This is a genomic window from Aquirufa regiilacus (assembly GCF_032470275.1).
GTDB lineage: Bacteria > Bacteroidota > Bacteroidia > Cytophagales > Spirosomataceae > Aquirufa > Aquirufa regiilacus.
In genome coordinates this window covers 77,492-97,633 of the sequence record NZ_JAVNWW010000003.1, presented here as the reverse complement: position 1 = coordinate 97,633, position 20,142 = coordinate 77,492, and the positions used below count along the sequence as shown (strand labels likewise).

Annotated in this window: 17 protein-coding genes; 9 read left to right on the top strand and 8 right to left on the bottom strand. The window is 34.7% G+C overall.

Annotated features, from left to right (window positions below):
* The 4 genes from PQG45_RS07995 to PQG45_RS07980 all read left to right on the top strand — a co-directional run bounded on the left by PQG45_RS07995 (position 1) and on the right by PQG45_RS07980 (position 6,908).
* Positions 1-3,138 carry a SusC/RagA family TonB-linked outer membrane protein gene (locus PQG45_RS07995; RefSeq protein ID WP_269007216.1) on the top strand — a complete coding sequence of 1,046 codons (3,138 nt, stop codon included), beginning with the start codon at positions 1-3 and terminating at the stop codon, positions 3,136-3,138.
* 60 nt (positions 3,139-3,198) lie between these two features.
* On the top strand, positions 3,199-4,905 hold the full coding sequence (locus PQG45_RS07990; RefSeq protein ID WP_269007215.1) for a RagB/SusD family nutrient uptake outer membrane protein: 1,707 nt from the start codon (positions 3,199-3,201) through the stop codon (positions 4,903-4,905).
* Positions 4,906-5,006: 101 nt separating this feature from the next.
* Positions 5,007-6,464: a glycoside hydrolase family 32 protein gene (locus tag PQG45_RS07985; RefSeq protein WP_316070654.1), complete on the top strand. Its 1,458-nt coding sequence runs from the start codon at positions 5,007-5,009 to the stop codon at positions 6,462-6,464.
* 294 nt (positions 6,465-6,758) lie between these two features.
* The gene (locus PQG45_RS07980; protein ID WP_316070653.1) at positions 6,759-6,908 is read left to right on the top strand and encodes a hypothetical protein; all 150 of its coding nucleotides are present in this window, start codon (positions 6,759-6,761) and stop codon (positions 6,906-6,908) included.
* A 220-nt stretch (positions 6,909-7,128) separates the two neighbouring features.
* Here the strand turns inward: PQG45_RS07980 and PQG45_RS07975 are convergent, their stop codons facing one another.
* The 7 genes from PQG45_RS07975 to PQG45_RS07945 are packed head-to-tail and all read right to left on the bottom strand — an operon-like array spanning position 7,129 to position 15,005.
* Positions 7,129-7,398, bottom strand: coding sequence for a hypothetical protein (locus PQG45_RS07975; RefSeq protein ID WP_316070652.1), 270 nt, complete (start codon positions 7,396-7,398; stop codon positions 7,129-7,131).
* Positions 7,399-7,405: 7 nt separating this feature from the next.
* A complete protein-coding gene (locus PQG45_RS07970; RefSeq protein WP_316070651.1) occupies positions 7,406-8,137 on the bottom strand; it encodes a hypothetical protein in 732 nt (243 codons plus the stop codon).
* A gap of 1 nt (position 8,138) precedes the next feature.
* Positions 8,139-9,128 (bottom strand): PD-(D/E)XK motif protein, encoded by a 990-nt coding sequence (locus tag PQG45_RS07965; RefSeq protein WP_316070649.1) that lies wholly within the window; start codon positions 9,126-9,128, stop codon positions 8,139-8,141.
* A gap of 4 nt (positions 9,129-9,132) precedes the next feature.
* The gene (locus tag PQG45_RS07960) at positions 9,133-11,301 is read right to left on the bottom strand and encodes a Z1 domain-containing protein (protein WP_316070648.1); all 2,169 of its coding nucleotides are present in this window, start codon (positions 11,299-11,301) and stop codon (positions 9,133-9,135) included.
* 3 nt (positions 11,302-11,304) lie between these two features.
* Complete coding sequence (locus PQG45_RS07955) at positions 11,305-12,843, bottom strand: ATP-binding protein (RefSeq protein WP_316070647.1); 1,539 nt, start codon at positions 12,841-12,843, stop codon at positions 11,305-11,307.
* A 2-nt stretch (positions 12,844-12,845) separates the two neighbouring features.
* A complete protein-coding gene (gene dcm, locus PQG45_RS07950; RefSeq protein ID WP_316070646.1) occupies positions 12,846-14,129 on the bottom strand; it encodes a DNA (cytosine-5-)-methyltransferase in 1,284 nt (427 codons plus the stop codon).
* 39 nt (positions 14,130-14,168) lie between these two features.
* Positions 14,169-15,005 carry a helix-turn-helix transcriptional regulator gene (locus tag PQG45_RS07945; protein ID WP_316070645.1) on the bottom strand — a complete coding sequence of 279 codons (837 nt, stop codon included), beginning with the start codon at positions 15,003-15,005 and terminating at the stop codon, positions 14,169-14,171.
* A 236-nt stretch (positions 15,006-15,241) separates the two neighbouring features.
* Between PQG45_RS07945 and PQG45_RS07940 the strand changes: the two genes are divergently transcribed.
* From PQG45_RS07940 to PQG45_RS07925, 4 genes are all read left to right on the top strand, one after another.
* Positions 15,242-16,249: a gamma-glutamylcyclotransferase family protein gene (locus PQG45_RS07940; RefSeq protein WP_316070644.1), complete on the top strand. Its 1,008-nt coding sequence runs from the start codon at positions 15,242-15,244 to the stop codon at positions 16,247-16,249.
* A 2-nt stretch (positions 16,250-16,251) separates the two neighbouring features.
* The gene (locus PQG45_RS07935) at positions 16,252-16,602 is read left to right on the top strand and encodes a hypothetical protein (protein ID WP_316070643.1); all 351 of its coding nucleotides are present in this window, start codon (positions 16,252-16,254) and stop codon (positions 16,600-16,602) included.
* A gap of 172 nt (positions 16,603-16,774) precedes the next feature.
* Positions 16,775-17,236 carry a hypothetical protein gene (locus PQG45_RS07930; RefSeq protein ID WP_316070642.1) on the top strand — a complete coding sequence of 154 codons (462 nt, stop codon included), beginning with the start codon at positions 16,775-16,777 and terminating at the stop codon, positions 17,234-17,236.
* A gap of 210 nt (positions 17,237-17,446) precedes the next feature.
* Positions 17,447-18,340 carry a DUF7663 domain-containing protein gene (locus PQG45_RS07925; RefSeq protein WP_316070641.1) on the top strand — a complete coding sequence of 298 codons (894 nt, stop codon included), beginning with the start codon at positions 17,447-17,449 and terminating at the stop codon, positions 18,338-18,340.
* Positions 18,341-18,370: 30 nt separating this feature from the next.
* Here the strand turns inward: PQG45_RS07925 and PQG45_RS07920 are convergent, their stop codons facing one another.
* Positions 18,371-18,811: a hypothetical protein gene (locus PQG45_RS07920; RefSeq protein ID WP_316070640.1), complete on the bottom strand. Its 441-nt coding sequence runs from the start codon at positions 18,809-18,811 to the stop codon at positions 18,371-18,373.
* 206 nt (positions 18,812-19,017) lie between these two features.
* On the opposite strand from PQG45_RS07920, the gene PQG45_RS07915 reads away from it, so the two are divergent.
* Positions 19,018-20,094, top strand: a complete 1,077-nt coding sequence (locus PQG45_RS07915) for a tetratricopeptide repeat protein (RefSeq protein WP_316070639.1) — start codon at positions 19,018-19,020, stop codon at positions 20,092-20,094.
* Positions 20,095-20,142 lie beyond the last annotated feature (48 nt).

The window sequence follows — 20,142 nt, the reverse complement described above, 5'->3', positions numbered from 1 at the left end:
ATGAAAAAAACCCTATTATCTTTTATTGTGATGTTTTTAACATTACAAGCGGCTTATGCCCAACGCCAGGTGACTGGCACGGTCCGAGGAGGCGACAATAATGTGCCTCTCATCGGTGCAAGTGTACTAGTGACTGGTACAAAAATTGGTGCAATCACCGATGTAAATGGCAAGTTTTCAGTTTCAGTTTCTGAAAGTGCTTCTACTATTCAAGTAAGTTTTAGTGGGTATGAAAAACAGGACGTATCCATTAAAGGAGTTAGCGATGTACAAATTACCTTAGCTTATGGAAAAGAATTGAGCGAAGTAGTAGTAGTTGGTTATACATCTCAAAGAAAACAAGACTTGACTGGATCAGTGGTGGTGGTTGATTTGAAACCCATCAAAAATATCAGCTCAGGTAACCCGATGCAATCTTTGCAGGGGCGTGTACCTGGTTTGTATATTGAAAAAGATGGTTCTCCTAATGGAAGTAACTCCCGAATTTTGATTCGTGGAGCCAATACTTTAGGAAATAACGACCCGCTTTATATCATAGATGGAATTCCAACTACTCGTCCTGAGGTGTTCCAAAACATGAATCCAGCCAATATCGAATCAGTTCAAGTATTGAAAGACGCTTCGGCGGAATCTATTTATGGAGCTAGAGCCTCGAATGGGGTTATAATCGTTACCACCAAAAATGGGGGTAATACAGACGGAAAAATTGAATTTCAATTCAACAGCAGTATTTCTGCGCAATCAGAAAAATCGATGCGTTTTAATATGTTGAACTCTTTGGATAGAGGTAAAGCCTTGTGGCAAGCCTCTGTCAATGATGGACAAGATCCCGCTGCTGGTTATGGTGATATATATTCCTTTGACTGGAATAATAATTTCCAAAGTCCAAAATTGAATGGCGTTTCCCTTAAACCTTATGTAGGTGGAGACGCTAATACACCAGCAGGTGATACCAATTGGCAAGATGTCATGTACAAAACAGGTATCGTGACAAAAAATGATTTTACTGCTTCTTATGGCAACAAAAATTCTTCGTTAGAAATCAATATTGGGCAATTGAAAAATACGGGGATGTTGCGTTATACGAACTACGACCGTTTGAGCGGAAGCATCAACGCCATGACGCGTGCATTCAATGATAAATTAAAGTTTGGTGTTAATCTTCGTGTCGCGAATTCAAATGAAACACTTACTGCAAGAGATTTGGGAGGTGCTTCAACTACTTTTTTAGCTGCTACGCTAGTCCCTACCATTCCTGTTTTTCAGAAAGACGGCAAAACCTATGCGGGTGCATCAGGCGGTGGCTATTCGGATAGAAATAACCCTTTGCACATGCAAGAACTTGCGAAATGGAACAATGCAAATCGTTTGAGTTCATTTGGAAATATTTTCGTAGAAATTCAGCCGATCAAAAATCTCTTTTTTAAATCGAATTTGGGCGTTGATAACGCGACATACTTAAATAAGGTGATAACGCCTACATTTTCGGAAGGTGCTTTTAACCGTACGACAAATAGCTTAGCTTTTGACCAAAATCATTACATCAGTACTACTTGGTCAAATACATTGCGTTATAATTGGGATTTGAATGCGAAGAATCAGTTCAAATTTTTAGTTGGTACTGAATATATCAAAACAGATTTGGATTTTCAATTCACGAAGAAAGAAGGATTTGCTCTTCAATCAGAAGATTATTTTACGCTAAATGCTGGAACAGGAAACACCACTGTTTCAGGAGGTTCTACAGGAAGTCGTTTATTCTCTCAATTTGCTCGTGTTGATTATAATTTTTCAGATAAATATTTAGCTGCGGTTACAATTCGTCGTGATGGTTCATCTCGTTTTGGTTCAGATAATCAATATGGAATTTTCCCTGCAGCCTCTTTAGGTTGGAGAATTGACCAAGAGAATTTCATGAAGAGTAATAAAATTTTCTCTGAACTCAAGGCAAGAGTCGGCGTAGGTCGTGTAGGTAATCAACAAATTGGTGATTTAGCTCGTTTTGGTTTATTTGATACAAGATACGGAACAACTCAGGCTCAATTAGTGGGTGGTTTTTGGGAACAATATATGAACATCGGTACAGCTTATTCTTTGTCAGGAGCTAATACCGGGACATTGCCTTCAGGATTCGTTCAAACACAAGCGGCCAATTCGGGATTAAAGTGGGAAACTACAGATGAAATTAACGTAGGTCTAGATTATGCTATTTTGAACAATAAAATTTTCGGATCATTTGATTATTTCACGCGTAATACTTCCGGCATTTTGATTACGCCACCAGTAGCGGCAACGCTTGGTGAGGGACAATCAAAAGCAGTTAATGGTGCATCAAAATCAAATAAAGGCTGGGAATTTGTATTAGGATACCGTGGATCAGTAGGAAATGATTTGAAATTCAATCTTGTTTCAAACTTTGCACATTTCAGAGATGAAATTACCGAATTGCCAGAAAATGTACGTCCAGCTTATGCAGGGAACTTGGTAAATACCATTATTGGACATTCACAATTTGATATTTTCGGTTACAAGACCAATGGACTTTTCCAATCGCAAGCTGAAGTAGATGCGGCTCCTAAACAAATAGGTGCTGGCCCAGGAAGAATTCGATATGTGGATATTAACGGAGATAATAGAATTGATGATTTGGACAGAACTTGGATTGGTACCACTTTACCAGCACTTGAATATGGATTACGATTGGATTTGACCTATAAAAAATTCGATGCCTCTATTTTCGGTTCAGGTGTAGCGGGTAGAGAAGGTTTTGATGTGTATACCGTTTTCAATAATTTAATGAGAAGTAGAGAAAATGTTGGTCCCGGTGTATTTAACGCATGGACACCCCAAAACACAAATACCAATGTGCCTGCTCTAACATTGAAGGATAACAATGGGGAAGGTCGTACATCTGACTATTTCATCGTCAATACTTCGTATTTCAAAATGCGAAACATACAAGTAGGTTATACCCTCACTCCTAAATCTGTATTTTCAAGAATTCGTTTTTATGGAATGGCTGAAAACCTATTTTGGTTAAAAAGCAAGAATTACTTGAGCCCAGATCCAGAGCGTATTGACCTTGACCCTGTGCCGATTCCAAAAACCTTCACTTTCGGAATTAACGCATCTTTTTAAAACTAAATCGAATTAATGAATGACCTCCAAGGGGGTAATAAAACTTAAATTTTTAAAAAAATGAAAAACATAATAGTTTCAACTATAATCGTTTCGAGCCTATTTTTATTCGGCTCCTGCCAGGATGAACTAAATTATACACCCACAGGTGTATTGTCTTCATCTGATTTGACCTCTCCAGCGGCCATTGATGGTTTGGTGACATCTGCTTATGCGGCCATTGGAAATGGTGATATGATTGGACCCATCTATAGTGACTGGGTATACGGAAGTGTTCGTTCTGACGATGCCTACAAAGGTGGGGGTGGTACGGGTGACGTTGGAGAAATAGATGCCCTAGAACACTATAATCTGACTACTCCCACGCTTGGTGCCTTTGTAACTCGTTCTTGGCAAAACCTTTTCAAGTCAATTTCTAGATGTAATGTCGCCCTTCGTGCCGTAAATACTCTAGATGAAGCCAAATATCCATCTAAAAAAATACGTTTAGCTGAATTGCGTTTTTTAAGAGGGCATAGCTACTTTGTTATGAAAAGATTGTACAAAAACATTCCTATTTTCGATGAAACTATTTCTGATGAAGAGATTCTAAAAGTTTCTAATACGATAAGTAATGATGAATCTTGGAATAAAATTGCGGCTGATTTTCAATTTGCTATTGATAATTTACCAACTACACAACAAGAGGTAGCTCGTGCAAATAAGTTAGCAGCTCAAGCTTATTTAGCCAAGGTGCGGTTGTACCAGGCTTATGAGCAAGATGCAACTCATAAAGTTGTAAATATCAATAAAACAAGATTGCAAGAGGTTGTTTCCCTTACACAAGCAGTTATTTCTTCCGGGAAATATAGATTAAGCTCGGACATTGCAGATAATTTCTTGCAGGAAACGGAGAATGGTCCAGAATCCATCTTTGCTATCCAATTTACTGTAAATGATGGAACGACCGCAGGACGTATGAGCTACGAAGATGGATTGAATTATCCGCATGGTGCTCCACAATATGGATGTTGTGGATTTCATGCAGCTAGTCAAAACTTAGTGAATGCACATACAACGGATATTGACGGTTTGCCAAATTTTGAAACATTCAATGAAAGCAATGCAAATCTAAATACTCAAACCGTTGATCCACGCCTTGACCACACCGTTGGAATCGATGGACACCCATATAAATATGATAATTCAAAACCTTTCAACAATAGTTGGGTACGTGATGCAGGTGTATATGGCAATTTTCATACCATGCGTTTTCAACAATTGGCCTCTAGTGGTTCATATTTCAAACTTGGACCATTTATGGGAACTGCAAAAAATTATGATATTCTACGCTTCGATGATGTCTTGTTAATGCAAGCCGAAGCTTACATTCAATTAGGACAACAAGAGAAAGCCTTAGACATCATTAATCAAATCAGAAATAGAGCAGCGGCAAGTACGGGAAGACTAAAAAAAGCAGACGGAACATTTGCTTCCAAGTATAATGTAAAGCCTTATTCATCTACAACCTGGACACAGAATTTTGCTTGGAAAGCATTAATGTGGGAGCGTAGAATTGAATTTGCTACAGAAGGCTCACGTTTTTTTGACTTAGTTCGTTGGGGTATTGCTGAACAAACGCTTAATGAATACATTTCAAAAGAGAAAGTTAGAAGACCGTATTTAGCTACAGCGAAATTTACAGCTGGAAGGGATGAATATCTACCAATTCCACAAGCGGAAATCACTTTTACGAATGGTTTATACAAGCAAAATCCAGGTTTCTAAAACATCTAACAATTTTAGTAGAGGTTAAGAATGATTCGAATGGTAGTAGTTTTTTACTACTACCATTTTTTTCTAATTCATCAATTATAAACTCAAAATCAATGCAAAAATTAGTCACTTTTTTGGCTGTTGTATGCCTGTTAAATGCTTGCATCCCATCTGTAACTTACCGTCCCGCTTACCATTACACTCCGGAGAAAAATTGGGTGAACGACCCCAATGGATTAGTCTATTTGGATGGAGAGTACCATCTTTTTTATCAGTATAATCCAGCGGGAGATAAATGGGGGCACATGAGTTGGGGGCATGCTGTGAGCAAAAACCTTAAAACTTGGGAAGAACTACCGCTTGCCATTCCTGAAACGATGAACGCGGATGGTTCAACTAACATGGTATTTTCAGGAGCGGCCGTTGTGGATAGTCTAAATACGTCGGGTTTTTTTGAGAAAGGTTTTACCAAAGGTATGGTGGCCATATATACTTCTCACTTAAATAAAAATGGAGAAGGTATGGCACAGAGTCAAAGTTTGGCTTATAGTTCTGACAAAGGAAGAACATGGAAATTCTATGATAAGAATCCTGTCTTAGCTATCGGTTTGAAGGATTTCAGAGACCCCAATGTGTTCATGCAGGAAGGAAAGTGGAAAATGATTGTTGCAAAACCACTGGAATTTATGGTGCAGATCTATGAATCTACAAATCTGAAAGAGTGGACATTATTGAGTGAGTTTGGCAAAATGGGTGATGTAGCAAAGATTTGGGAATGTCCATCTCTATTTAAGGTTCCTGTCGAAAATTCAGATAATTCAAAATGGGTAATGCTGGTTTCGAGCGCAGCGGAGGCCACAGAATTTACTGGGATGCAATATTTCGTAGGGGAATTTGATGGAAAATCATTCGTGTCAGACAAACAAGAAGGGGTTTTAAGATTGGATCGAGGGAAAGATTTTTATGCTGCAATCCCCTTTCAAAACCTCCCTTCAAAAGACAAAAATCCAATCATTATGGGTTGGGGTAGCAACTGGAGCTATGCAGGAGATATTCCTTCAGAAGGTAGGAGAGGGATGTTTTCTATGCCACGAAAATTATCTTTGGTCAAAGAAAATGGGCAATTTCGTTTAGTTCAAAAGCCAATCTATTCCAATCGTATCCACTCCAAAGAGTTAAAACTGAAAGCGAGTGAATTGACAAAACCGAAAACTTGGGAAATGAAAAATAATTCCTACAAACTAGGCTTAGTTATTGACTTAGGAAATTCCAATGGTTTTGCAATGGAATTGCTAAAAAATAAGGAAGAGAAATGTGTGCTAACTTATAATGCAATGACTCAAAAATTGTTTTTTGACAGAACCAAGTCTGGAAAAATTGACTTTAACAAAAATTTCTCAAGTATCGAAACTATGCAGGTGGTTCCCCAAAATGGTGTCCTGAAACTAGATATTTTTGTAGATAATTCAATTGTAGAAGTATTCGCCAATGAAGGTAAAGTCGTATTGACTGATTTGGTTTTCCCCCAAAAAAATGGAGGGAAAATAATCCTTTCTTTGTTAAAAGATTAATAAGGCACCAAGTTTAATTTATTCCATTTGGTTTCATTATTCATTAATTGTTCCCAAATATTCGAATTATTAATTTTCGATTAAAAAGTAATAAAAAAGAATATTCAGGAAAGAATTATTCCCTGTTCGTACCTTAAAAAAATCTGTAGGTTGTTTTGAAATGGTAAATACGGTTCCTTTTTATTTTTTATATAAATGGTTGATCCCGCCTTATGAGGCTACTGGAACTATCATTTATTTTAAAAGGGTTGTCAAATTTTTGAGATCATTTTTATTACTTTAAGGCATTTAATTATGGAAACATTTGCTGCAATTAAACTTGGTCCTAAGCTAAATAAAATTGGTGGTACCCAGAATGAAAGACGTGGGATAAAACCAAAAAGCAAACCCAAGCACCCAACATTGAAACCTCGTATTCATAAATCTGGAGATTCTAAAAAGTAGGTTAGGGTGGTGCTAAAACCGAAGCAGAACCACCTGATTTGATACAATTTCGATACAATTAGATTAACCAATATAATACCTACACTATTATATTTTGACGTTTTTGTCCGATTTGAGTTCAGTCAGATTTGTTTCATTCCCACCGTCCGGACCGCCAACTAAGAAAAAAGCCTCAGAGAAATCTGAGGCTTTTTTTGGTTATTTTTTTCTTATTTAATAATTATCTTCCATTTCCCATTGGCGTATAAATAACCTTAATCCACTTTTTGTTTTTGCTATTCCTCAACTTTTTATCATAACCCTTAAACTGATTATTTTTATTTGTCTTCTTGTTTATTTTCGAAATTGCTTTATCTCTAAACCAATCAGTCATTTTACTTGGACTTATATTTGAATGATTTTCAATGAAATGTTGTGACAAATCCTGAGGGATATATTGTTTTTTGTCTTTACAAAATGGACATTGGAATTTAAATACTTTCGTTTCCATGAAATTGCTAACCTTGTGAATTAATTTTTTGATAATATTTGTTGACAAGTTTATACCAGTCTTTAAAGGTCATGCCTTCGTATTTTCCTTTGTAATATAAACTGCATACTTCAACTGCTTCCAAAACTTTATTTCTCATTAATAATGGCGTTAATTCTAGAATTAAGGATTCTTCAGTTATTTCAAGAAGCTTATCTGAAACATATTCAGTTAAAGATTCATTAACATTGAATATATTATCATCTGAAATTATGTCTCGTTTGGGCGCACCAAAAAGAGTAGAAATGTTATCGAAAAATTCAGGCAAATGGACTCTTTTGAAAATTATTATTTTTTCTCCATTAGATAAATAGCCAGATTTAAATTCATTAGGTTTTACATTTGATTGTAAAGATTCTCGTGAGTACAAAGAAATATTACTTTTAGCATTCAATCTCTGTTTGACATTTAATGGATTCCAACAAACCATAGAATCATTGTCAACATCATACCCTAAAATAATAAAAGGTATATCAGCATTAGAAATTTTCGAAAAATGATTGCTAAATGGTAACTGAACTCTAGTAATATCAGGTGAGTTTTTAAAATAAGCAGGTGATAAATTTTTGAGAAATACAAAGAACTGTTCTGATCTTATTTTAATTAAAAATGGATTTCCTTCATCGTAACTGAATTCAATTAATTCACTTAGAACATCAATAAATTTAATTTTCAATTCTTTAGCTAAAATTTTTCTCATATCAATTACTATTGAAAAGTGAATTGTGGAGAAGCGACTTATTTTTACAACACTTTAAATATACTATATCTGTAAGGTCACAATCAAATCGAACGTTTGTTAATTTAGTTGGGATGTCAGACAATTTAATTGATGGAATAAATTCACTGTAATAATACTTGATTGAATCTGTAGCAAACTTGTAATCATAAAATATTTCAAATGATTTTTCGAAATCTTTTCCCAAAGTTTGTGCAATAATCTCATGAAGACGAAAACTCAATTCTTTGTTAATTATTTTCTTTTCAATGAGATCTACCAAATCAAAAATATTTTTACCTATTCCTGTTTCAATCACAAAAATTGATGCAATAATTAAGCACGAACTTTTATTGGGATTCAACTGTTCAATGGAAAAACTATGAATTCTTCTATTTTTTGAAGTACTTTTAATTTCTAACTTGTCTAATCCATCATTAAAGTCAAATTTATCACTTTTGGAATTATGCCAAGATCCTATCAGGTAATCAGGATCACTTGATTGCTCAATAATTAATAGCTCAGCCCATAATCCTTGTATAGTTTTTACAGGTGGTGCTGAAAATTTATTAAATAAATTAATTAGAGCATCTATTTCGACTTTTAAACCTTTAAGAACTGGATTTTCAGATATTTTTTTTACTAATAAAAACACAACTTCTAAAAAATATTCTTGTAATTCAATTGAATCTGTTTTTAACGAAATAATAGTATAAACGTCCTCCTCGATTTTATTATTATCAATTTTAAGTTGGCACATTCTACCATATTGGATTGAAATATATTCAAGATTGATGTCTATGTATTTAACATCTTCTGTATCGCAACATTTAATAAAAAAAATAGGTTGTTGAGTTTTAGAAATACCTATTTTGTGATTTTTAATAAAAGGCACAGAGATAACTCTAAAACTTTCATCTAAGTCTATAGACTGTTTTTTTAAATCTTGAAATACATTAAAAATTGAGTTCATAATACTATTTAATTCCGACGAATGAATGAGCAAAATCCTCAGGATAATAAATACCAAGGGTAAATAATAACTGCCCTCCCCATCTTAGAGAAAGAGTTTCGTCTTTTACAGCAATTTTATGAATTTGAATACAAAGAGAATCTTCAAATTTAATTGCCCTGTCACCAGGATAAACTTCTGAACCTTTTGGATCCTCACCTGAAAAAATATTTTTTATTTTTAAATGACCTTTGTCTTCTTCTAAACCTCTTTTTCTACCTTCTAATACCCCAAAACTCATTTCGAAAATATAGGCATCTTTCAAGCCTTTATTGTCTGCCAAATATCTCAAATATTGAATTGTTGATGACTTTCTTAAAGCGTCTGGCATATTTGCAATTTTAAAATCTTTAAGAAATTCAATAACTTTTTTGATTTCAAGTTTCACATAGCGATGATTTCGATCGTTTGTTCTATAATCTTTATAATTTTTAAATGTTTGTTCACTTAGAAATTTAGAAACAAATGAATAGTTTTCATCAATATGCTGTAATGCATTTAATTGTCTCCATCCAATCATTTTTTGTCTAATTACATCTGATGATAAAATGTTATTTCTTGTTGGATTCATCGCTGTACTTAATACTAACATCTGTTCAAGTTGAGTAAGAGTGTTTTCTTTAAGTTGAGTTCTCATCATTTCTTCATGCTCAACATATTCTCTATATTCAATAATAGAATCGTTAGGAAGGAATACCCTACAATTATCCAGATAGTTTAATTTATAGCCAAAGAACCTACAACGTTGTTGTATTGTGTCGGCATTAGATTTTCCTACACTATACCTTGGCATGTATGAAACCGATAATCCTTCAACTGTATATCCTCTATTGAGCATATCAGCACCTACTAATATATGTGATGTAGCATTGCTCCATTCTATTTCTTTTGACCCCCCAATTACTAATTCAATGTTTGTATCAAGTATAACTTGTAGTACCTCTTTAATTACTAAATCAAAATTTGGTGGGTTTTCAATTCTTCTGATTGCTTCAATATAATTTTCTTTGAATTCATTTATCAACTCAATTTTACTTGGATCAACATCTGGCAGATTTAGTCTTTCAGCCCAACTATCAATTAGCTTTTTCACCCAATTATTAAATTTTCTATTCGCATCCTTTTCGCTGGCAGCATGGATCATCATAGATAGAAAATTCTCTTTCCCTTGTATATTTACTACTATTGAAACCCCAATTAAAAACAACTGTAAAGCTTCGATTAAGCTTTGTGGACAATCTACAAGTTGATTTTTTTTATGATGATAAACTTCTTGATCTGGGATAGTATGAATTAAATCTGTATTATCCTCAAAAAAAGTTTTACCACCCGTATAAGATTTACCTGGAGTTAATACAACATGGAACTTTGGAGAGAGTAAATCCATAATATTAATTAGAATAGGTCCTTGAGGAGTAGCCGTATACTGAATATATGAATGATTAGGTAAACCCGCCCTAAGATTTAATATACTAGAATATGTAGTACTAAAATCATCTTCCTCCCAATCTTCATGTTTGCTATTTTTCCGTGCAAAAGTATTTAAACTTGCCTGATCTGCTTCATCGTCAATAATCAAAACACCGTTATTTCCTAAAGAGTCAGTTAGCTCTTGAGATTTAAAAATCTTTATCAAAGGGTCTATATCAGTGTAACGTTTCATTACGGTAATTAAAATTGCAGGTTTATGGTTTAAACCTAATGCATTTTTAATTTTTAAGTGAACATTTCCATCAATTGATGGACTTTGATATACTTTAAAAAATTTACTATTTGCACTATCGGTTAGCAAATCCTTTTTTAGTCTTTTTGTGGTTTGTTCTAACAAATTTACTTTTATGCCTGCAAAATATATTATTATTCTAAACCCGTTGTCAATTGCTAATGCAGTAAGAGTTGTAAATGACAATGTTTTACCACTTTGAACATACCCTACTGCTATACCAGTTGTACTTCCTACGGTGTTAACCGGATTAACACAATGACTAAGAATTTCGGTAGTTTCATTTACCAGATTATCTCTTTCATCAGAATCAAGTTCTTTTAGTCGACTTATTAAATCTCTAGTCCGAACCCCTTCAGAAATACGAAAACTTGGAGAATTGGGCTGCAATACTGTTATAATTTCGCTCATAATTTAAATATTCCTTAGAAAAGTATTGAAATTCATCCTGACATTTCCAGCATTTCTTGTACCTTGAGATGGGGCTACAACTTCTGCCAAAACCAAAGAACGTATTATGGAAATTATAGGCTGATAATCTTCTTCATTTTTTAGCCTTTCAAATCTTCTAAAAAATGGGTGAGCTAGGTTTATTTTATATGTAATTTTTTTTACAAATAGTTCACCATCTTCAATTTGTAGAGAATATAAATCCGTAATTGTTGACTCAGTTATTAATTCGACAGTCAATCTATATTTTTCGTCTTTAATTTCAATGATTTCCTCGTGAGAATCGATTGCCTTAGCAATCCTTGTTAGCTTTTCGTTTTCAGTAGCAATACTAATATTATCAATTTCTCTAAGGGAGTTTTTAACTTTTTCTCTTAGATCACTACTTTCATTATTAGCTTTTTTTAATCTACTTACTATTTTTTTTGCTACTTTTTCGTCATCACTTTTAGTTTTTTCTTTTATGAAATTTTCCGCTTGAGAATATAGATTAAATTCTTTTGAGGAAATTTCAGTCTGCAGTGCTTCCATTAAGGCTTCCAAATCTCCTTGTTCTTGGAAACTTCCTTTGTTAAAACTCACTTCAAATCCGTCTAATTCTAACTCACCAAATATACGCTTGTATCTTGGAGAACCAATTTGGCCACAAATCGCTTTTGGTCTATATTTTTCATCGTGACTACCTTCAATTACTCTTCCTCGTCTGAAAAGTGACAATCCGTTAACTTCACTAGTACTCATCGTATTTAAAATGGCAATAAAACCAGTAGCCTTATATCTATCATACGAAAATTTAATTTCTTTTTTCCATATAATTCTATTTCCATTTAAATCGTTGTAAAATGGGGCTTCTAAAATTTCTGGATCTTCATAAATAAGTTCTATTTCATTTATGTAAAGTTTCAAATCTCCGGTTCTAATGTACTTTCTATATATACTAGATAAATGTTTTTTTATTTTTTCTAGTTGCATTAACTTTGGCGAGTTTTTGGATAATTTATTTAAAACAATTTCAGTAAAATGAGTTGATTTGTTAGTAAAATAGTTTTTTACGTTTAATACTTCTTGATCATTTTCTAAAACTTGCTTTAGATCAAACTCTACAAAACGTTCTTCTTCTTCACCTAAAGCCGAAGTTTTTACACTCCAAAAATCAGCTAGCCAAATTGATGCTGTTTTCATTCCCATGCCAAACTCATGTAAACCGGAATTATCAATAGGAATATTGGCTGGTTCAAATGCTTTTAAAAATTTATTTGAGTCAATTCCAGCGGCGTTATCATATATTTTTATTAAATCATTTTCCCAGTCTATATTTATTCTAACTTCAAATTGATAATTTCCATTGCTATAGGATATTAATCGTTCCTTGTTGTCTTCAAAACTCTGCACAGCATTGTCAACATACTCACCTAACGCAAACCAAACCTTATTATTTAGATTCCGAAACTGCCCATAAACGCCAGTTTGAATTTTAATAGATACAGCCTCTATATTACTCATAATTATTTCAATAAATTTTTAGCAATTTTTTTGACAATGCAAACATTAATTGCATTTCCAAATGCTCGAAATGCTTTTGATGTGGTGTCAGGGAAATCATTAAGTTTTTCCATGCATTGTAATTTTGAAGCCTCCCTTGTCGTCATATATCTTCCTAGCCAAGGGAAAATTGGAATTTGAGTTGAAGTTAATACGAGGGCTGGGGAAAAATCAGGCATCTTTACCCTAATTCCAGAAGGTCTAAATTGTATAATTTTATCATGAATCACTAAAGGGATTTTGTTACCGCAATTCCATTCAAATTTTTGGTGGCTATTTTCAAAACCCTTTATTTTAGGTATCCATTCATCTAACCAATGCTTATGTTTAAGGTAGAAATCACGGTTAGCTCTAATGTAATATTTTTTCCAGTTCGGAAATTCTGGTTGACTAGTTTTCGAATAGGTTGGTAAACATTCAAGCAGTTCTTCAAATGACTTTCCTTCGATTTTTTGACCAAATTTACCTCTGTAATCTTTTAACTCATCAAAGGTGAAATTTGCTGTTGCCTTATCTTCAAACGGATAAGTTGCTCCAAATTCCATTGCCCAAATTGGAAATCTAGGAACTTCATCAGGTTTTAAATTATTCAAAAACTCCTGCCAAACCTTTATGTGATTTAAAGAATTGGACCTGATGGGTGTAAATTCTTTAGGGTTTTCTTCAATAATTGACTTAATCGACAAAGTTCCTTCATAATTATTTTCAGGAAATTCAAATTCTCCGAGTCCTCCTTTAGATTTTAATCGACACACGATATAAATTCTAGAACGGTGCTGTGGAATACCAAATTTATGTGGGGAAATGACTTTTTCTTTAACGTCATAGAATTCAGAAAGTTTATTTTGAATTAACTTCCATGTTTTGCCTTCATCATGCCCCTTGAGATTTGAAACATTTTCTAAAAAAATAAACTCTGGTTTGTGAAAATCTGCAATTTCCATGATTTTATTGAAAAAATTGCCATTATTAACATCTTCAAGACCGTTTTGTTTCCCAGCCTTGGAGAATGGTTGGCATGGAAATCCTGCACAAATTATATCATGTTTGGGAATTGCTTTAACATCTACTTTGTTTATATCTCCGCTGCATTCAATCCCATGATTTAATTTATAAAGTTTCCTCAGGTCCTCATTGATCTCACTTGCAAAAACACATCTGTGACCTAAATCATTCAAGGCTAAATGAAAACCTCCTAGTCCTGCAAATAAATCAATGAAATTTAACTCTCTAATTTTTAATGTCATATATAATCAAATATAATAATTTGCCCTTTTAAGTTTTTTCTATAAATAATTTATCTCCACTTCACCCGGCATTCCCCTCAAAATTCTTTCCGCCGGCTCCTTACTATTGACCTCTACCGAAAGTAACCAAGTTCCATCTATTTGTTCGTTCAAAAAAGGCGCCGTTGCCGGATAATCATCTTTTAGGAAGAGCATGGCCCGCATGCTTAATTTTAACTGGATGTGAAAGCGTTCTGCTGTTTCGTTAAAACCAAATACATCCGGTTTCAAAAGTTGGTGTGCAACTTTAAATCTACAATTTTCTTCTAATATTTCGAGGCTGCCCATACGCTCAAGTTTGAAATATTTATTTTGGTGGGATTCAACCTCAAAGCCACATAGGGTTTGGTAGTTGTCGGTAAAACCTATTGGTTCGATTATTCGGTCGGAAATGCTTTCGCTGCTGGCTGATTGGTATTTAAAAATTCGGACTTGTTTTTGGTTAGTAATCGCCTCCTGAATTTGGTAAACGAGTTTACCTATATGACCCGCTATTACTTGGTTTGCCCGAGTTTGTGATTCTTCCAAGTACGGTAATTTTGCTTGAATGGAAACGGCCAAAGGATTGTTTTTGGCAGCCACCGAAAGGGCTTCGTGTATGAGTTGGGATTCCTCCTTCGTAAAGGGTTCCGAAATCGATTCGGAACGTAAATAGAATTTATGATGGGGGTCTTTATCTACCTCAAAGCCCATTTTAGCTAATAGATCTAAATAGCGGTAGCAGCTGCGCTCTGAGATTTCCAAGGATTGCGCTAGGCGTTTGATGGATTTGGCAGGAAAAGTTTTTAATAAGGTAATCAACTTGAAAACCCGCAGAATCCGATGTTGGTTGAACATAAATTCGATTTAAGAATTTAAACATAACGAATTGTTTTTTAGGGATTTGGGTAAATGACTTGATTTGTCAGTGAAATTTTGAGTGATTTCCTATATCTCAAGGTTCTTAAATTTTTAATTCTTTATTTTAATTTATTCCATTCAATTAGGTGAATTTGGAATTAGGTTGGTGAATTATTTGATTTACACTATCATATAGATTTCATTTATATTACTGACATCTAAATCTTATTAGTATGAGCAAGGCTACTATCAAAGTAAATAGTACAACAACATTGAGTGATTTGGAGGCTTTTTTACAAAATAAAGACAAAGAGGGCTTAGCAAATTTTGTTTATAAAAGATTGTCGGAACGATATATACTTCCTTTAATCCATGTAGATGCTCAATATAAAAATGGATTTAATATACTGGCTAACAGTTGTTTGCTAATAGAGGCATTCGAAACTTTTCGAACAGGGAATATTGAGAAAATTAATTCACAATCGGCGTTTGAATCATTTTTTAATCGTGAGGAATCATTTAAAAGCTTTGATAAGCATTCAATTGAATTTTACAAACATGTTCGCTGTGGAATATTACATCAAGGCGAAACTACGGGTAATTGGCGCATAACTCGAAGAAATGATGCGGAACTTTTTAATGATTTTGTAATCAATGCAAATGAATTTCTAGATTCACTCAAACAAGTCTTGCTTAATTATAAGCAGGAACTAATTCAAGCTGAATGGGAAGATATTATTTGGGTTAATTGTCTTCGAAAAGTCAAGCAAATATTACTTAATTGCTCTGTTTATTACTTCGCTTATGGATCTAATATGAACCTTACAAGACTAGAGGAACGGGTAGGACAAAATATTGTGCGCCTTGCTGGAAAAGCGCTATTGAAAGATTATGAATTGAAATTCAATAAATTAAAATCTGATGAAAGTGGTGCGGCAAATGTGATGCTAAATAGATATTCGCATGTTGAAGGGCTTTTATATGAATTTGATCCAAGTAATTCAACATTTCTTGAAAAGTTAGACCGATATGAAGGGGTAAGATCTAAAGATTATATTCGAAAATTAATGAATGTTGAAATAGATGGAATTGAAGTTCTTGCATATGTATATGTTGCTCATAGAGATAAAATTAAGGATGGGATATTGCCCTCTAAAGAATATTTAGACCATCTTTTGTGTGCCAAAGTTTATTTAAGTGAATCGTATTTTTCTAAATTATTAAATCAGAAAACCCAGTAACTATGACAAATGAACCAAGTGCAAAAAATGAATATGAAGAATTAATCTCAAAAATTAATAAGGGCCAATTCCCTGCTGAACATCAACATTTTGGTGGAGCAAATTTGATTGTAACTGATGAGCCCGATAGGTCATTTCATCACGGGGATGTTGTAGTTTATTCTATCCATGCTGGCGCACTTAGCTGGCTAGTAGAAGAACTTGCTTCCATAAAAAGTGCGCAACTCAATTATTCCGTAAAGTATGAATTTTACCCTCGAATTGGTGAGTTGTTAAATGAAGAGCTCTCGCAAAATGAAGATATTATAGATGTAATGTTATCTGTAGTAGAGACAATTGATAGAGAATGGTAGGTTGATTAAGTTTCAAGTATTGATGTTAAAAACTAATTTGATTTTGTCATTGAAATTTAATTCTAGTTTTTGGGCTTATTTTATAAATCGCTTTATTGTAGTGGTTTAATCTTCGTAACTAAAAAGTTGATATGTAATTTGTCGTTCAATTTACCTCCGTTCATTCATTTTTATGCATTTGCTAAATAGTTACCCGGAAATTCATGCTTTTTTCAAGAGAGATAGATTTGACTCTGATGAGTTAGATCATCTTAAGCAATTAATTACTGAGCGATATGTAGACAAGGACTTACGCAAAAAAGCTAATTCCTTGTTGGCATTGGAGTTGTTAAAATTCAATATTCTTCAAGAACACCCAGAACAACGCCAGGTACCCCCAGTTCCAAAAATTAAAAATAAGCCACCCAAGAAATTTCAGAGTCCAGAAGTTAGCGTTCCCAGAAGAAAAATTCAAAGGCCGCTAATTCAAATTTCTTATGAGACAACATTTCCTGCAAACTTTGAAAACTTATGTACCAAATTGAATATTACGAAAATAGAATTGGCGGCATTAAGTGCTAAAAAAGATATTAGCCTAAAAGGTAAGACAAAGTTTAGTGATTCAGAGCATCAAAAATTAATTCCATTTTTTTAAAAGAGGTTGGGCGAAATTCGGGCACTTGAGCGGAAAGAAGCTGCAAAAAAGCAAATCAAGAAACAAGACGATGTTATCGCCAAAAATAAACGGCATGTAAGTTCTTTTCGTGGGGATGTTTTCGATGAAATTGCGAAACACGGCTTGGGTAAACTTATTTACATACGATCAAGATAATTTAAATTCGAATTTGAAAGCCCACATATTAAAATGAAAAACTCTATTCTTGAATTGTTTAGTGATTCATCTCAAAAATTAATTCAATATCATTTTCCTGAATTGGTTTCTGAATTTAAAACTTGTTGGTATCCTTCAGCGGGTAATGACTTTAGGCCTTTGGTCCATATATCAGATAATGCACCAATTCTATATGTGTTCAATGATATGATGACTTTGGATAATTCCTTTTATGGGGAGCCAAACCCTATTTTTGAGCAAGGAGAATTTAAGGGGCATCATACCTATATTAAATCAGAAATTCTTTGGTATTGGCCTTTAGAATTGAAGCTAAATCTTTGGAATCCCAATGAAGAAATTTTAGAATGTGGTGAAACCGAAGTCAATAAGTTGAAGGCATTCTTGATTAAGGTGAAAGTTGAAGAAAGAATTATTCCATTGATCTATATATCAATTGAAAACACAAACTTTTTCTTTGACTATTTACTATTCGATGAGATTCGTATAGATTTTTTAGTACATGTTAATGACGGCGGAGCTTCTCTTGGAACTAGCCGGGTTAAAATGGACTATATTTATTTACATCTAGATGTATTAGGTATTAATGAAATCTGGGTTGATTATACGTTTGAAACAAAGAAACGTCATATTGAGAATTTTATTCGATTCAACCCATATTCGTTTACAAGATCTAGAAATAGGTCCTTCGATGATCGAACTGTTGACTCACAAGTTCATTTAAGGCGTATCCATGAAAAATTAATGGAGATAGAAAAACAAGAGGAAGAGTTTCACAAAAGAATGCGCGAATTGAGAGATTTCTCAGTTGCAGATTCAAGAATTGAAAATCTTTTCAGTAAATGGCAATTAGTTCAAACAACAGAATCAAATTACTGCTATCAATACCGAAGAATTGAGGTCGTGTAAACTTCTTTTAATTAGTTTGAAGGTGTCATTTTAATAGATAATGATTGTAATCCCTTTTACTTTAAAATCACTTTCAAGATTTGATTTTGTTTGTGATTTATAAATCGTAGAAGAATATTCATTATTGTTGATTTGTCCTGGCTCATCCCTTTCTTTCATAAGATCCCGTGTATCCAATAAAAAAACCATGTGATTAATTGATTCCAAAATTTCACTGAATTGTTCTTTTTTCGATGGATCAATCCCTGTGTGTAATTTCATGGTTTTGACATTGGTATCACTCAAATACATTTCATGGGCGTCATATAGTTCGAAATTTTGGTGTGTCATACTGAATATTCGTCTATTTTTTAATCCCAAATTATCAACACTTTCCCAACATTCATCCCAGGTATTACATTTGATAATTCGAGGATTTTCGATTTTCAAAAGTTTGTTTTTGAGATGGATGATTTGGATGTCATCGTTCATTAGTGTGTTTAAGAAATCGTTTAGATATGACATGGAAATTGATAATAAGATTTGGCGAAGTTTTTACTTTACAAAAGTACGATTCATTTGATGGCCTTAATCTTTCCCTAGCCTTATCGTGCAAGTGAATTTTGTCACTGAAATTTCATGCGCGGTTTTTGGCAGGTTTTGTAATTCACTTTCTTGCAGTGAATTAAGGAAGGAATATGCATAAGATCGTTTGGGTAATAGGATTGTTGGCCTGCATGGGCTGTCGGCCGTCGACGCTGGAATGGGGGAAAGAGTTGTTGGCCGACAAGAAATACGAAAAAGCCAAAGAGGCTTTGAGTCTTTGGATCCAACGTGATACGACCCGTTGGGATGCTTATTACGCGCGGGCGGAGTGCAATGCGGCCCTGTCTTTGGAAAATGATGCCTTGCATGACTACGAAAAAGCCTTTGCCATGCATCCTGCGGTGAAGACCTGTGTGGGGGTGGGGAGGGGCTATTTGGAAAATGAGGATTACGAAAAGGCCAAAGCCTATTTCAATCGGGCCATCGGGATGGATCGTAGCGATGCGCGGGGGTATTTTGGCCTAGGGGATTGTTACCTGCGGGAAGAACTGTATGATGAGGCCTTGTCTTACTTAGACCAGGCCCAGGCGCGGTGGAAGAAAAATGTTCCGGAGGAATTTACGCTTGCGTTAATGCAGGTCTATTTTGAAAAGAAGCAGGATGCGGCTTGTTTGGCTCAAATACGGGTATTAAAGTTTGCCAAATCCCCGCGTTCCGAGGCATATGAATATGCGGGGCGCGTGTATGCACGCCAAAAGCGTTATCCGCAGGCGATGAAGGAGTATCAGGCAGTCTTGGATAGGGATTCCACGGATATCGTCGCGCGGGTGTTGGTGGCGGATGTTTATGCCCAAGAAGAACAGTATGCTGCTGAGATCAAAGAACGGACACGGATTATCGCACAAGTAGAGGCGCAAAAAGCGGATGCGGATATGATCGGGCTGTCCTATTATTTACGCGGGATGGCCAAAGACAATGCCGGTGATTTCCGAGGGGCCTTACGGGATTTGGATCATAGCATAGCCCTGTCGGACGGTCGGGCCTGGGCCTATTTTTGTCGGACGGTGGCGAAGATCCACTTACGCGATTTTTCGGGCGCATTGCGGGATTACCAGGAGGCGGTTCGCTTACGACCGGATGTGGCTTTTGATGATCATTTGTCGGAGGATCCCACGAGCTATGCGACGTTTATTGCCTATGCGGGGGTGCATGGGGAGCGGATTGATTAGGTCAAATTGTGCATAAATTACCCTGTTTTCGAATAAGCAGATGTGTGT